The sequence below is a fragment of the Roseateles aquae genome, from assembly GCF_032337115.1.
GTDB lineage: Bacteria > Pseudomonadota > Gammaproteobacteria > Burkholderiales > Burkholderiaceae_C > Roseateles_C > Roseateles_C aquae.
The window spans coordinates 527,657-541,791 of sequence record NZ_JAVXZY010000002.1 but is presented as its reverse complement, the minus strand read 5'-3'; the positions used below and the strand labels follow the sequence as shown (position 1 = coordinate 541,791).

The window sequence follows — 14,135 nt, the reverse complement described above, 5'->3', positions numbered from 1 at the left end:
AACTCAGGTCTCTGCCGGCTCGGCGACGTCGGTGTCGCGGACCCAGCCTTCGTTCTGCAGCACCAGGTGCTCGAAGGCGACGGCATGGCCGTTGGCATCGAGCTCGGGCAGGGCCTGGTACTCAGACACCCAGCAGCGGAAGACTTTGTAGGCCTTGGCGACCACACCCTGCTCGTTGAGCAGCTCGATGATGATGTCCTTGCGGAAGTTCTTCAGCGTCAGCACGCTGCCGCCTTCAACGCTGTAGACGTTGTTGGTCCAGTTCTCGAACTCAGGGTCGTGCGTCACCCCGCGTTCCAGCGTGATCGGTTCGAACTTCCAGGTCGAGGGTGAATGGCGCTGCGAGGTCGGGTCGCCGCCCTCACGATGCGAGACCACCTCGGTGCTGCGCTTCAAGGCGGAGACTTTGGAAACGCCGGCAACGTAGCGGCCATCCCACTTGACCCGGAACTTCATGTTCTTGTAGGGGTCGAAGCGGTGCGTGTTGACGGAAAACTGGGCCATGTCGATGCTCCATCAAGAGGGGTTCAGGTCTTGCTGCCAAGCAGTTGGTACCGCGCTTCAGACCTGGATCTGGCCGGCTATTTGCTGCAAGGTGAGCACCACGAACTCGGCCGGCTTGAGCGGCGCAAAGCCGACCACGACGTTCACGATGCCCAGGTTGCGGTCGTTCTGCGTCGTGGTGCTGGCATCGCACTTGACGAAGTAGGCGTCCTTGGGCGTCTGCCCCTGGAAGGCGCCCTGGCGGAACAGGTTGTTCATGAAGGCGCCGACGTTGAGGCGGATCTGCGCCCACAAGGGCTCGTCGTTGGGCTCGAACACCACCCACTTGAGGCCGCGATAGAGGCTTTCTTCCATGTACAGCGCCAGGCGCCGGATCGGGATGTACTTGTATTCGGAGCCAAAGGCGTCGTCGCCATCCATGGTCCGGGCGCCCCAGTTGACGATGCCGTTGGGGAAGACACGAATCGTGTTGATGGCCTTGGGGTTCATCACACCGTTCTCGCCATCGGAGAAGCGTTTCTCCACGCCGGTGATGCCACGCAGATCGGCCTCGGTGCCGGCCGGTGCTTTCCAGACGCCACGGGTTCCGTCGATGCGGCCCATCAGGCCGGCGATCGCGCCCGCCGGCCCCACGAAGACATCCTTGCCGCCTTCGTTGATCTTGAGGCGCGGATAGAAGACGGCGGCGTGGTCCTTGACCAGACCGACGCGCAAGGTGTTCACACCCACCATGGGGCCGGCCGCGGCCTGTGAGTCGCTCCAGTTGCTGGGCGGGTCGATCAGCAGGAAAGCCCGTCGACGCTGACAGAACACGCTGGCCGGCCCCCACAGCATACGGGTGGTGCTGTCGCCGTGTCCGTCATCCTTGGGCAGCACCAGCAGGTTGAACAGGTCCACCTGGCGGTCCACCTCCTGGTAGGCACGCTCATAGTCGGCGGCACTCGGCGGGCCGCCATCCTTGCCCTGCACACCGGCCGCCTGGAAGGCGCCGGCGCCGGTCGTGCCCAGGCTGTAGGCGCGCACATTGGCGTTGAAGCTGCCGCCGATATTGTTCGGGCCGGTGCTCAGCGTGGCACTGATGTTGTCGCTGCCGTCGGCCGCGACAATGGCCAGGCGCGAGCCCCAGACCTGCGCGCTCCAAGCGAAGGCCGGGTCGTTGGCCCGTGCGGCGATGACGGCCGCGGCGATGATCTGCCATTTTTCGCGCACCCCGTCGCTGACCATGTCCGGCGGTGCGGCGGGTTGCACCGTCGTCAGGTCCTGGAACATCTTGGCGTTTGCGCCGATGGCGGTGGCCGGCGGCGACGCTGTGGTCGGCGTGGTCCTGAGCGTGTTCACACCCGTCAGTTGCACCGGGCGGCCGCCGATGGTGATGACGTTGATGTCGCTCTGCAGGCGCTGCGCAAACGCCACCGCATTGCTGCCGCCGAAGTAGTCGGGCTGGAAGACCAGGCCGTTGGACGCCGGCCGGTTCTTGGCCCACCGCGAAACCTCGGCACCGCCGCGCGACGTGCCCAGCATCAGGGCGGCGGCAATGTCGGTGCTTGGATCCGGGCCGGCATCGACGACCACGTCGCCCTTGGCCGAGGCAATGCGCAGCAGCCGGGTGCTGGCGTTGTTGGCCGGGGCCACCTGGCCGTTCGGGCCGGTGACGAACTTGACGCTCACGGCCGACGGGCTGACCTTGGCATTGATCAGGTTCTGGATCGCGGTTTCCAGATTGCCGACGATGCCGGCGGCCGTATTCAAGGGCGCAATGGTGAAGTCGAGGTCGCCCAGATCGATCAACTGCGCAGGCGCGCCATCGACAGAAACGCGGAACTGGAAGTTCTTGCGTGGGCCTGCGGACTTGTCGAACAGCGCCTGGACCTCGGCCAGGAAGACGGCATCGCTATTGGCGGCGATTGGTCGTGCGCCGAGCGAGAAGCCGATGTCGGCGGCCGTCGGTGCGGTGCTGACGTCCTTGGCGCTGATCAGTCTGGACTGCTGCGTGACGACGTCCTGCACATAGCGCGGATGCGCGGGATTCATCGACAGGCCCAGGTAGCGCTCGACATCGGTCTTGACCTGCGCCCCCAGGCTGTTGCTCGTCCAGCGCCAGACCTCGAGATTGAAGCTGGACTCGGGGGCATCGGTGTTGTAGTCGATGGTCACGCGGATGTCGTTGCCGAAGGCGCCGGGAGAGAGCGACGAGATCAGCAGTGCATCGGCCTTGGCCTCGGTCAGCAGCTTGACCGAGGCCGTGGCCAGGGTGCTGCCACCGCTTTGCTCATCGGCCACGCGGGCGACGTAGCACTGGGTGCCGCCGTTGGCGAAAAAGAGCCGCACCGCCCGAGGCAGCTCAGACCCGACGTACTGCGCGCTGAAGGCACGGTCGAAATCCTCGTAGGACAGGCATTGCACCGGTTGGTACAGCGCGCCTTTGCGCGTGCGTCCGATGAACAAGCCAATCGATGTGCCAACGCCGGTGATGGTGCGCACACCGCTGGGCACCTCCTGAACGTAGACACCTGGGTAACTGGTCTGAACCGGCATGCGTGCCCCCTGCAAGAAAGGTGTTGCGGATCGGGATCAACGGCGCCTTGCTCGGGCTCGATCAGCCACCGAAGGCTTGAACGAGACAAAACCGGCACCCCAAAGGCGATGCCAGGCGTCAGCTTCAGCGAGCGTCTGCTGATCGCGGTGCTAGCTGAATGGCTGCGTGCACGATGCCAGGGTCGAAATGCGGGCGACATCCCTATGTTTAGGGTGATGAGCTTGCGGCCGCTGTCGCCCTCGGACAGACAAGCGCCTTGCAAGTCTTGGCGGCCAGGTGCTTCTCCTGGGGCCGTGATTGCTGCGTCGTACGCTGCGAGGCTCGCGCAATTACCTTGAGCCTTGGTGCGCGTCAACTGGAAGCTATTGCAGGGCCGCCGGGCCGTGTCTGGGCCCCTCGTCGCGCCCGATGGCGGCCGGTACGTCCATCGCTGCCGAGGGGCCGAGCGAGCGTGGCGCAGGCGTGCTTGCCGACATTCCAACGCGACCAAAGGTCCTGCGTATTGAGTGTTTTGGGCACTCGGCTTCTTTGCGCCTACCCAAATCGCGGTTGGTGGTGGCGGCTTGCGCCTTGTCTGGGCTTTTCATCACCTGGCGGCTGTGCGCAGCAAGGGCGCAACCTGTCCTCATGCGCCTAATCCTCCCGGGCGCTCGCGCAGAAACGCCGCACTTCGTCGCTCCGCACACCGCTCTTGAGCATGGCATTCGCCGCCTGCCCAGCAGCCCGTATGAATGCCGTCGAGGCCCAAGAGGAGAGGCGGGCCCTGCGCGTCAAGAGCCTTCAATCTGGTGACGGATCGTCTCGCGTCTCCATGCACCAGCCGAGAGCGCGGCGAGGCCCGCGGCGGGTGAGGCGAATCTTGGCGCCGATCCTAGTGCCGACCCTAGCCCCGACCCTAGCGCCGATAGTGCCTGCGCTCCGGCCGCCCCCTGAGGTCTCGACAAAAAATCGCCGGCGCCCTGCGGGCGGTGACGGTATGGAAAGGGAAGTTCGTCAATTTCAGAGGCATTCATCTTTCCGTGCAGGCAAGGCAAATTTTCAGATAACGATATAAAAGTGCGTCACAAATCTGTCATCTCCATGTGTCGCGGCATGAGATCTGCCATTGCATGGTTTCCTTTCTGCGTTTTGCAATGTGCTAACTATCGTTCTACGCGCCACACTGTAAGAAGTTGCTATAGATGATTGCCGCTTTGGAGCCGCATGATTCAATTGAAATAACAAATCAAGAATGCGGCATGGATTGTCTTGATAGAGCCATCAAGACGTCGCACTGGCGCATGGGTATCGAGGGATTCAAGCGAGCGAGCGAGTGATCGGGCGTGGCAACGCTGCGCCTTTGGCTGGGCTGCATGAGTCACGGTCGGCGCTCTGGCGTTCAGCGTTCATTGCGATTGCAAGCATCTTCTTTGAGGGAAGGATGAGGCATGAGTCGGAGCAGGGATGTCGCCATCATCGGGATGGCCGGTCGGTACCCGCAGTCGGAATCGCCTGCCGCTTTGTGGCGACACATCGTTGCCAATACCGATCTCTCCAGCGATCTCCGCGCGGACGATAAAAGCGCCGAGTCGGGGCGGGTCACGCGCCACTTCGAGCTGCGCGACATCGACATGTTCGATCATGACTTCTTCGCCTACACGCCATTTGAGGCGATGGTGATGGACCCGCAGCAGCGCCTGCTGCTGACTTGCGCCTATCGGGCAATGGAGGACGCCGGCTATGAGCGCCTGCCCGACCGGGAGCGCGTCGGTGTCTACGCCTCGGCCAGTGTCAGTACCTATCTGCTGCATCAGCTGATTCGCAGTCAGTTATACGATCCTCGCGATCTCAACTACCAGATGCTGCTGGGCAATGACAAAGACGCGCTTGCGACACGCATTGCCTACAAGCTCAATCTGAACGGGCCTGCGCTTTCGGTGCAGACCGCCTGTTCCAGCTCGCTCGTTGCTGCCCACATCGCTTGCCAGAGCCTGCTGCTGGGTGATTGCGACATCGCCGTCGTCGCGGCGGCCTCGATCACCGTGCCGCAGGACGGCGGCTACTACCGCAAGGAAGGGGGCGTGCTGTCTAAGGACGGGTATTGCCGGCCCTTTGACGCGGAGGCCAGCGGCACGGTCAAGGGCAATGGCTGCACCGTCATGGTCCTGCGTCGCCGCGACGATGCCGAGCGTGCCGGTGATCGGATTCGCGCGCTGATTCGCAGCACGGCGGTCAACAACGATGGCATGAACAAGCTCGGTTTCACCGCGCCGAGTGCGGCCGGTCAGCGTCAGGTCATAGAAGAAGCTTTGGCCTATGCAGAGTTGAAGCCTGAACAGATCGACTACATCGAGACGCATGGCACAGGGACCGAGTTGGGCGACCCGATTGAGCTCAGCGCCTTGGCCCAGGTCTACGGGCAGTCGCAGAAGCGAATCCCGGTGGGCAGCTTGAAGGCCAATATCGGCCACCTGGATGCGGCGGCCGGGCTGAGCGGCCTGGCCAAGGCTTGCTTTGTGCTCGCCGAAGGTGTGGTGCCGCCCATCCAGCATTTGCGCCGCGTGAGCGAGGCGGCCGCCAGCACGCGCTTCGAGTTTCCACAAGAGCAAAGCCAGAGGCCGCTGCAATTTGCGGCTGTCAGTTCCTTCGGGATTGGCGGCACCAATGCCCATGCGGTGCTGGAAAGGCATGCACCCTCGGTAGCGGCGCCCGCCCGGCCACCCACACAGTTTCTGGTGTCCATCAGTGTCGATAGAGCCGCGGATCTGCAAGCCTATTGCATCAGCGTTGCCGCGGCACTGGAAGGCGGCGCCTCTCTATTGGATGTTGCCGCCACGCTGTTGATGCGGCGCAAGCGGCGCCAGCTGCTGCGCAGCGTGGTGATTGACTCTCGCGCGGCGCTGCTGAACTGGCTGGCTGCATCTGCGCCTCTGCCTCAGCCCGACGCCGGCCTGCGGCAGCTGCCACGCTTCACTGCCCTGGAACTGCAGGAACTGGCCGCCGGATGGCCGGCGTTTGCCAAGCGGCTGCCCGCCGATGCATCGGCGCACACGGCCGCGCTGGCGCTGGCCGAGCTGTTGATCGGCTTTGGCGTGCTGAGCCATCCGCAAGGGCGGCGCTGCGCAGTCGCCAGTGGACTCGATGAAAGCGGCCTGGCCCGGGCCCTGGCCGGCCATGCAGCGACGCTGGCCTCGGCTTTGCTCGACGAAGAACAGCGCCGGGCGGGTGCCGGCGCGACGGCGCTGGCCCGACTGTTCGAATTCCTTGCCGTCCTGGATGCCAGCGCCGCCTTGCAGCTTGACGGTCTCTATGCCGGCACCGCCTGGCGTTCGATTCCGCTGCCCGCTTATCCACTCCATGAACGGCGCCATTGGGTCGAGGCCGATGAGTGGCACGCCCAGGCCCCGTCCTCGGCCGTGGATCCCTCGGCGCTGGCGGTCCACCGTCATGATGAACAGCTGGTCGAAGACATTGTGAGCATCTGGCGTGAACTGACCGGGGTGACCGACCTGGATGGGGAAACGCCGTTGGTCGATACCGGTGCCGACTCCATGACGGCCATCGAGATCGTTGACAAGGTCAATCGCAGCTTCCAGTGCCAGATCGGCCTGGACATGTCGGTAGCGCAGCTGACGCCCACGCAGATGGCCGAGCTGGTACTGGGCCGGGAGCTGCGCAGTTCAATGCCCTGGGTTTCCTATGTGCGCTTCAAGCCCAAGGCGGTGCGAACCATTTTCCTGATTCATCCCGCAGGTGGCAGCACCTATTGCTACAGCAGCCTGGCGCGACACCTGCAGGGCAACTACAACATCCGCGCGATCGATCTCCCCGAGGGTTATCAGGGCTATGGCTCAATGCGGCAACTGGCCGAACGCTATGCCGAACTGATAGACGCCGAGGAGACTGAGGGGGCGCTTTTGCTGGGCGGCTATTCCTTTGGCGGCAATCTGGCCCACGAAGTAGGCGCTGTGCTGGAACAGCGCGGGCGCACGGTGCAGGCGCTGGTGCTTTTTGATGCCCATGTGCCGCAGGCGTACAACCGCTATCAGGGCGGTGCGTTGGACTATGTTGGTGCGTTTCCGACGCTGGTCACGGCCTACTTCAAGCCCGAGCTGCTGGACCAGGTGTTGAGCGAGTCGGCGCAGTTGACGGAGCTGGATCAGGCCATCGCCCTGGTGCGCCGTCACGAGGTGTTGAACAGCAAGCTTGCCAACGACGATGTGGCGCGCTTCTATCAGCGCTGGACCTTCTCGCATGAGCTGCTTAAGCGGCACCGGCCCGGCCATGTTTGCAAAGCCCAGGCTCATGTCTTGGTGGCCGTCGACGACGAGCCGTCCATCCTGCTTGAGAAGCTGAAGATCGAGCGGCTCGACAAGTCGCTATGGCGCGAGTTTTTCGGGGCTGAGCCGCGATTGCGCCCGGTGAGCGGCGATCACTTCACGATGTTTGGCGATGCTGACAAGGTCCGCCTGCTCGCACGTGAATTCGACGTCGTGATGGCCGAACTGCTGTCTGCGCCGGCAGCGGACCGGCGCTGATGCTGCGACCGGCCGTCGGCGCAAGCGCAAGTTGAGGGCGTGATGCTGTGATGCGATCGCAGCGCCCGCCTGTTCCCCTTCACTTTTTGATCAGAATGGAATCGACCGTGGGCACATTGGTACTGGGAAAAGCAATTGCGGAACGTATTCGCGCCGGCATCAAGAGCGATGTCGATGGGCTGTATGCCAGACATGGGCGGCGTCCGGGACTGGCCATCATCACGGCCGACCCGGGCACCGTCGCCAAGCAAAGTGAGGTGCTGATTCATGAGAGCACGGCACAGGCGCTGGGCATTCAAGTGCGCAAGCAGATCCTGCCGGCCGAGGCAAGCCAGGATGAGCTGATCGCCGCCATCCATGCCGCGAATCGGGACGCTGCCATTGATGGCGTGCTGGTGCTGCTGCCTCTGCCTGAGCATATCGACCAGAGCGCGGTGTTCGCTGAGATCGACCCGGGCAAGGAACTCGAAGGCCTGCTCGACGGCGACGACGACGACAGCGAGGGCGCTGCAGCGCAAGCGGAAACCGCGCCTGTCAAGCCCAGCAGCACGATCACGGCCTTGCAGCGCCTGCTCGATGAGATCGGCTTTGACGCCTGGCGCAGCCGCATCGTTTTCCTGACCGAAGACCGGATTCGAGATAACCCAATCGTTGCGCGCCTCCTGGTGATGGCATCGCGGGCTGGCGTGCAGGTGGCGGTCGCCAGCACCCAGGACCCGCAGGCCCGCTCGATCACCCGCAATGCCGATCTGGTGGTGATCTCGGTGTCCACGGCCGAACTGGTCGACGACAGCTATCTGAAGCAGGGCGCAGTGGTGGTTGATTTTCTGCCCATCCAGGTTGGCGAAAAGTACTCGGAGTCCAAGGGGCGGCTGGTGCCGGTGCTCAAGACCGGTGTCAACGTCGAGGCCGCGCTGCGCAAAGCCAGTCATGTGACGCCGTCGGTGGGCGGCCTTGGGCCGATTGCCATCGCCTCGATGATGGAAAACCTGCTTGTCAATTGCCGTCAGGTGCTGGAGCCGATGGGCTGACTGGTGCGGCACGCAGCCGCCGTGCCGTCAGTCCACCCTGCTCATCCCGTCGACTTTGAATAGGTGCTTGCCATGATCTCCTTTCGTCCTCTGAACGCTGGCCAACGCAGCCTCTACCGGCATCAGCAGTTCTACCCCGGTGATTCGGCCTACAACCTGACGACGCTGACCCATATCCAAGGTCCGCTGGATGTGGCCCTGTTGGAGCAGGCCTTGCAACAGGTGCTCAACGGTGCCGACTGCTTCAAGTCTGACTTTGTCGAACGTGATGGTCAGCCCTGGCAGCGCATCGACACGGACCGTGAAGTGAGGATCCAGGTGCTGCACCGCGCGGCGGGGCTGAGCGTCGAAGCCTTTGCCGAGCATGTGCAGCGCGAGGCCGAACAGGCCCAGCATCGGGTGCGTCCGCCGGTGCAATGGCCGGCGGTTCAGGTCAGTCTGTACTTGGAGGGTGAGGGCAGCGCCTATTTGCTGCAGTCGATTCCGCACCTGCTGCTGGATGGATACGGCTACGCCTTCTACCTCGACCGGGTAGCCCGCTGCTACCGCGACTTGCGCGCGGGCGGGCCTGCTGCGGCTGAGTCGAGCTCCTGGGTCGACGCCCAGAGCGATGCCCGTAGCCGGGCGTTCTATGACGCTGAGCTCGCCGGTCGTCAGGCACTTGAGCTGGAAAGCATCGCCCAGCCGCGCGACAGCGTGGGCGCACTGCGCGGCCGTATGCATGAGTTCCAGCTGCCTCGGGCACCGCTGGACGCCTGGATGCAGGCACAGGGGTTCAATCCGACCCGCCTGTTTCTGGCTGTCTATGCGCTCTTGCTGCAGCGCCTGGTGCCCGAGACGGCGCCCGTGATCGGCTATGCGGTGCCGGCCCGCAGCGCGGCCAATCGGCAGGCGATTGGTTGCTTCGTCAACACGGTGCCGCTGCTATTGGACGTCGCCGGCTGTGACCGCCTCCCGGAGCTGGCCCGGCAGATTGACCAGAAGCTGTTTCGTCTGCACCGTTACCAGGACTTCGACCCGGATCAATGGCCCGGCCTGGCACCGCGGATGAACTGCCTGTTCACGCTGTACGCACAGGAGTTGCGTTTGTCGCTGGAGGGTTGCCAAACCCGCGCGCTGAGCATCGCACGCGAGCATCTCGTGGCCGAGTTGCGCCTGACTGTGGAAGTGCGTGCCGAGGCCTACCATTTCGCCCTGGACCTCGGCCGCTTTTTCAGCGAGCTGGATGTCGGGGCGGCGTACAGGGCGCTGCTTGACGGGCTGATGCAGACGCCAGATGCGGCGTTGGAATCCTTGCCGCTGGAAGCCTCCGTGATGATCGACCTGCCCGCGCAGCAGGCCCTGGCACAGCGCATCGAGGGGCTGAGCCTGGCTGCCGCCTTCGAGCGCGTGGTTGGCCGGCATGGCCAGCGCACCGCGCTGCGCTGGCAAGGCAGCGACTGGAGCTACCAGCAGCTTGACAGTCTGGCCAATCAGATGGCGCGCTTGCTGCAGCGTGAAGCCGAGGCCGAGCCCTGCATCGTCGTGGCGCTGGAGCGCGGCCCTTGGGCCGTGGCGCTGATGCTGGCCGTGATCAAGCTGAACAAATGCTATGTGCCGCTGGACCCGCGCTCGCCGCTCGATCGCCTGCAGATGATGGTGGAGGATCTGGGCCAGGCCTATGTCATCAGCGAGGGCCTGACGGGCAGCTGGAACGGGATGACGCTGGAGCAGCTCCGTACCGGCTGCGCCGCGCTGCCAAACCTGCCCTTGGGCCTGCCCGCCGAGCCCGAGGCCGAGGCCTACATCATCTACACCTCGGGGTCGACCGGCCGCCCCAAGGGCGCTGTGCTGTCGCAGTCGAACCTGCTCAGCCGGATCCTTGCCTGCGGCAAGGACTTCGCGTTCGGCCCCGACGATGTCTGGACCCTGTTCCACTCTTTCAACTTCGATTATTCAATCTGGGAGATGTTTGCCTGCCTGCTGCACGGCGGCAAGCTGGTGCTGGTCGATCATCTGAGCAGTCGCGATCCGGCCAGCCTCTACCGGCTGCTGCACGAGGAGGGCGTCAGCATCATGAATCACACGCCCAGCGAGTTCAAAGGCCTGGTGGCAGAGGACCAGCGCCAGGGCGGACGGCTGCGGCCGCGCTGGCTGTTCCTGGGTGGTGAGGCTCTGAACTTCAACAGCCTGCGTGACTGGGTGGCGCAGCATCCGCTGCAGCACTGCCCCATTGTCAATCTCTACGGACCGACCGAGGCGACGGTCCTCTCCACCTGGCATCGCTTGCGTGAGCAGGATCTGAATGGGCGCCGCAGCATCATTGGCCAAGCGATCGCCGGCGCGGCCATCTACCTGCTGCGGCCCGATGGCCAGCTGGCCTTGCAAGGCACGCCGGGCGAGATCGTCGTCGCCGGGCTGGGTGTCGGCGAAGGCTATCTGCGTCGACCCGAGGAGACCGCGGCGCGCTTCATCAACACCCCCTCTGGCGCCGGCTTTCGTACCGGCGACCTCGGGCGCATCGCGGCCGACGGACAGCTGGACTTTCTCGGCCGGCTGGACCGCCAGCTGAAGGTGCGGGGCTATCGGATCGAGCCGGCCGAAGTCGAGGCCGCCTTGCAGGCCAGCGGCTTGATTGAGTGCTGCGCGGTCGGCGTGCAGCAGCTCCCAGGCAGTAGCGATGCCGCGTTGGTGGCGCTGGTTGTCCCGTCCAGCGCCGCCTGCAGCGAATCACTGCTTCGTGAAACGCTGAGGCAGACGCTGCCTGCCTATATGGTGCCGTCGCGGATCGGCCTGTGCCAGCAACTGCCCGTGACACTGAGCGGCAAGATCGACTTCGCGGGCCTTGCCGCTGCGAGCGCCGTCGAGGCGCAGGCACTGAAGGGCCAGAACGAGACGGAACGTTGGCTGTTTGGTCTGGTCGCTCACAAATTGGGCAGTGCGCAATTCCAACCCCATGAGCATCTGCTTGATATCGGCATCACCTCGCTGGACCTGGTCGATCTGGTGGTCCAGATCAATGAAGGGCGCGGCGAGGGCAGCGTCAGTGTCAGCGACGTGTTCGAGCATCCCAGCGTCGTCGCCTTGGCGCGCTTCCTGGACCAGGGCAGGGCGCTGCCAGAGTCGCAGGGGCAAGGCGAGCAGCGCGCCAACCGGCGCCTGGCGCTGGCGGCCGAGGCCATCTCACCGCGGGCGCGCAACACCTCGCTGGCCGGCGAGCGTGGCTGAACGCAAGCGTCCCCTCCCACAGATTCTTGCCAGAACGAAAGCAAAGCGATGAATGAGACCGCAGTGCCAGGTGGTGTTGACGAAGCTGGGCTGGATCTTGATGCCCTGCGCCAGCGGGGGCGCCTGGCTCCACGACTGAAGCTGGAGCCGCTGATGGCGCGTTGGCCACTCTGGCCGCATTTGCTGGCGCCAGCCCCCTATGCCTTCAACCTGGCCTTCCGGCTGATCCCGCTGCTGGAGTCCTTTCTTCAGCGGCCAAAGGCCCATGCAGCAGCCTGCAAGGACCCGGCGCTGTTTGGTGGCCCCTTTGTCGCGCTAGCCGAATCGGCGCTCGATGAGGTGAGCCGCTACCTCGCGCAGCTGCGCCGTCAGCATGCCGCTCTCTTGCGTTTTGCCGAGGACTTCAAGTCCTTCGACAAGGCCTTGCAGCAGCAGGCCGATGGCTACGCGCTGGACCAGCTCTATGCCGATTTGCCGGCCAGTCTGAGCGGCCTGGTGGAGCTGCTCTATGACTTGCATAATCATCCAACGATGCGGCTGTTCGAAGATCTGCTTTATGCCAGTCCACTGGACATCAGCGATGCCCAGTCGGTCTGTCTGCACCTGCAGGACGATGATCAACGGCCCTTCTTCCTCAGCACGCCGCTGCTGGACGCGCCTGACCGGCTCTTCATTCACCGGCGTTTCGATGATCCACTGCTGGCCGAGGTGCTCGCCACGCGTTGGCGGCCAGGCCTGCCCGAGTCGCTGTTGTCTCTGATCGCGCAAAGCAGCGTGCCAAGAGCGACTTTGCGCCAGATGTTCATTACCGAAGCGCTGCAGCGACAGCAGCCGGACTATCGCGGCGATGGCCTGCGCATGCGCTATTTTGGCCATGCCTGTGTGCTGATACAGAGCCGCGATACCGCGGTGCTGATCGATCCTGTCACGGCCTGGCAGCGTCAGGGCGAAGACGCCACGCTGTGCTTCGATGACCTGCCCGATCACATCGACTATGTGCTGATCTCCCATGCCCACCAGGACCATCTGGTGGCCGAAACGCTGCTGCAGTTGCGGGAGCGCATCGGCACCGTCGTGGTTCCCGCCAACGACCGTGGCAATCTGGCCGACCCTTCGCTGCGCCTGATGCTGCAGCAGCTGGGCTTCCGCTCGATCCGTTCCATGGAGCCCTTTGAGCGCTTGCCTATTGCTGGCGGTGAGATCGTCAGCCTGCCCTTCGTCGGCGAGCATGGCGGGCTGGACATCGCCAGCAAGCACAGCCTGCTGCTGCGCTGCCAGGGGCGCAGCATCCTTTTCATGGTCGACAGCGATGCGGTCGATCCGCGGCTGACCGAGCGACTGGTCGAGCGCATCGGGCCGGTGGACATCCTTTTCGTTGGCATGGAGTGCTGCGGCGCACCGGTCAGCTGGTTGTACGGCCCCTTGCTGCCCGAGGCGCTGAGCCGTCGCAATGATCAATCGCGCCGTTTCTCGGGCTCGAACTGCGAACGTGCCTGGGCCGCGCTTCAAGCCCTGGGCAGCCGCCAGGTTTTCGTCTATGCAATGGGCCAGGAGCCCTGGATGAAGCATTTGATGGGCCTGGCCTATGAGCCGGACAGCCCGCAGCTGCTTGAGATCCGCGAGTTCCTGCGGCGTTGCGAGGCGGCCGGGATTTCGGCGCGCAGCCTCAAGGGCTGCTATGAGGAAGTCTTTGCGGCGGCTGCGCCGGAGCCGGGCGAGCGGCGCCCATGAGCGCGGCGAGCCTGATGTGGATGCTGGTGGCCGTGTTCATCGCCCACGAGTTCGAGGAGATGATCATGCTCAAGCCTTGGCTGGCCAAGCAGGGCAGCAGCATCAAGCAGCGCTTTCCGCGCCTGGGCCCGCGGGTGCTGATGCTGTACGAGCGGCTGTCGCCCTCGGCGCTGGCCCTGGCCATTCTTGAGCAGCTGCTGTTGCTGGTCGCCATCGTCGTTGTCTGCGTCGAGCAGCGGCTCTATCTGGTCTGGGCGGGGCTCTTGGCGGCCTACACGCTGCACATCGTCGCCCATCTGCTGCAGTGGCTGATCCTGCGGGTCTACTGCCCCTTTGTTTACAGCAGTGTGCTGAGCCTCGCGTTTGCCGGCTACGCGGCGTTGCAGCTGCCAGCGCTGACACCGCTGCCCTGGCTGCCGCTGCTGGCCTGGAGCCTGGGCATGCTGCTGCTGATCGTGCTCAATCTGCGTCTGCTGCATGGCCTCGCGCCGCGCTTTGATCGTTGGCTTGAGCAGCGCTACCTGGGTCCAGGCCGCGGCGGTGCCGGTGGAGCCTGCGACTGAGTCGGCGGCGATGCACTGACTCGCAAGCGCGTTGCAGTAGCGCAGT

Annotated in this window: 8 protein-coding genes; 6 read left to right on the top strand and 2 right to left on the bottom strand. The window is 64.4% G+C overall.

Annotated features, from left to right (window positions below; all coding sequences use genetic code 11):
• Nucleotides 1–3: 3 nt before the first annotated feature.
• Together RQP53_RS07635 and RQP53_RS07630 are read right to left on the bottom strand one after the other, a co-directional pair.
• On the bottom strand, nt 4–504 hold the full coding sequence (locus tag RQP53_RS07635) for a phage tail protein (RefSeq protein ID WP_315649627.1): 501 nt from the start codon (nt 502–504) through the stop codon (nt 4–6).
• A gap of 57 nt (nt 505–561) precedes the next feature.
• Nucleotides 562–3,039: a phage tail sheath family protein gene (locus RQP53_RS07630; protein WP_315649626.1), complete on the bottom strand. Its 2,478-nt coding sequence runs from the start codon at nt 3,037–3,039 to the stop codon at nt 562–564.
• Between the two features lie 1,182 nt (nt 3,040–4,221).
• Between RQP53_RS07630 and RQP53_RS07625 the strand changes: the two genes are divergently transcribed.
• The 6 genes from RQP53_RS07625 to RQP53_RS07600 all read left to right on the top strand — a co-directional run bounded on the left by RQP53_RS07625 (nt 4,222) and on the right by RQP53_RS07600 (nt 14,089).
• Nucleotides 4,222–4,356, top strand: a complete 135-nt coding sequence (locus RQP53_RS07625) for a hypothetical protein (RefSeq protein WP_315649625.1) — start codon at nt 4,222–4,224, stop codon at nt 4,354–4,356.
• 111 nt (nt 4,357–4,467) lie between these two features.
• Nucleotides 4,468–7,557 carry a beta-ketoacyl synthase N-terminal-like domain-containing protein gene (locus RQP53_RS07620; RefSeq protein WP_315649624.1) on the top strand — a complete coding sequence of 1,030 codons (3,090 nt, stop codon included), beginning with the start codon at nt 4,468–4,470 and terminating at the stop codon, nt 7,555–7,557.
• 107 nt (nt 7,558–7,664) lie between these two features.
• On the top strand, nt 7,665–8,588 hold the full coding sequence (locus tag RQP53_RS07615; protein ID WP_315649623.1) for a tetrahydrofolate dehydrogenase/cyclohydrolase catalytic domain-containing protein: 924 nt from the start codon (nt 7,665–7,667) through the stop codon (nt 8,586–8,588).
• Nucleotides 8,589–8,660: 72 nt separating this feature from the next.
• Nucleotides 8,661–11,795, top strand: a complete 3,135-nt coding sequence (locus RQP53_RS07610) for a non-ribosomal peptide synthetase (protein WP_315649622.1) — start codon at nt 8,661–8,663, stop codon at nt 11,793–11,795.
• A 48-nt stretch (nt 11,796–11,843) separates the two neighbouring features.
• The gene (locus RQP53_RS07605) at nt 11,844–13,526 is read left to right on the top strand and encodes an MBL fold metallo-hydrolase (RefSeq protein ID WP_315649621.1); all 1,683 of its coding nucleotides are present in this window, start codon (nt 11,844–11,846) and stop codon (nt 13,524–13,526) included.
• The gene (locus RQP53_RS07600; RefSeq protein ID WP_315649620.1) at nt 13,523–14,089 is read left to right on the top strand and encodes an HXXEE domain-containing protein; all 567 of its coding nucleotides are present in this window, start codon (nt 13,523–13,525) and stop codon (nt 14,087–14,089) included. Before RQP53_RS07605 ends, RQP53_RS07600 begins: the two co-directional genes overlap by 4 nt.
• Nucleotides 14,090–14,135 lie beyond the last annotated feature (46 nt).

Coding starts and splice junctions, on each gene's coding strand:
- RQP53_RS07630 (WP_315649626.1), bottom strand. CDS start 3,039: ATGCCGGTTCAGACCAGTTACCCAGGTGTCTACGTTCAGGAGGTGCCC.
- RQP53_RS07620 (WP_315649624.1), top strand. CDS start 4,468: ATGAGTCGGAGCAGGGATGTCGCCATCATCGGGATGGCCGGTCGGTAC.
- RQP53_RS07625 (WP_315649625.1), top strand. CDS start 4,222: ATGATTGCCGCTTTGGAGCCGCATGATTCAATTGAAATAACAAATCAA.
- RQP53_RS07605 (WP_315649621.1), top strand. CDS start 11,844: ATGAATGAGACCGCAGTGCCAGGTGGTGTTGACGAAGCTGGGCTGGAT.
- RQP53_RS07600 (WP_315649620.1), top strand. CDS start 13,523: ATGAGCGCGGCGAGCCTGATGTGGATGCTGGTGGCCGTGTTCATCGCC.
- RQP53_RS07610 (WP_315649622.1), top strand. CDS start 8,661: ATGATCTCCTTTCGTCCTCTGAACGCTGGCCAACGCAGCCTCTACCGG.
- RQP53_RS07635 (WP_315649627.1), bottom strand. CDS start 504: ATGGCCCAGTTTTCCGTCAACACGCACCGCTTCGACCCCTACAAGAAC.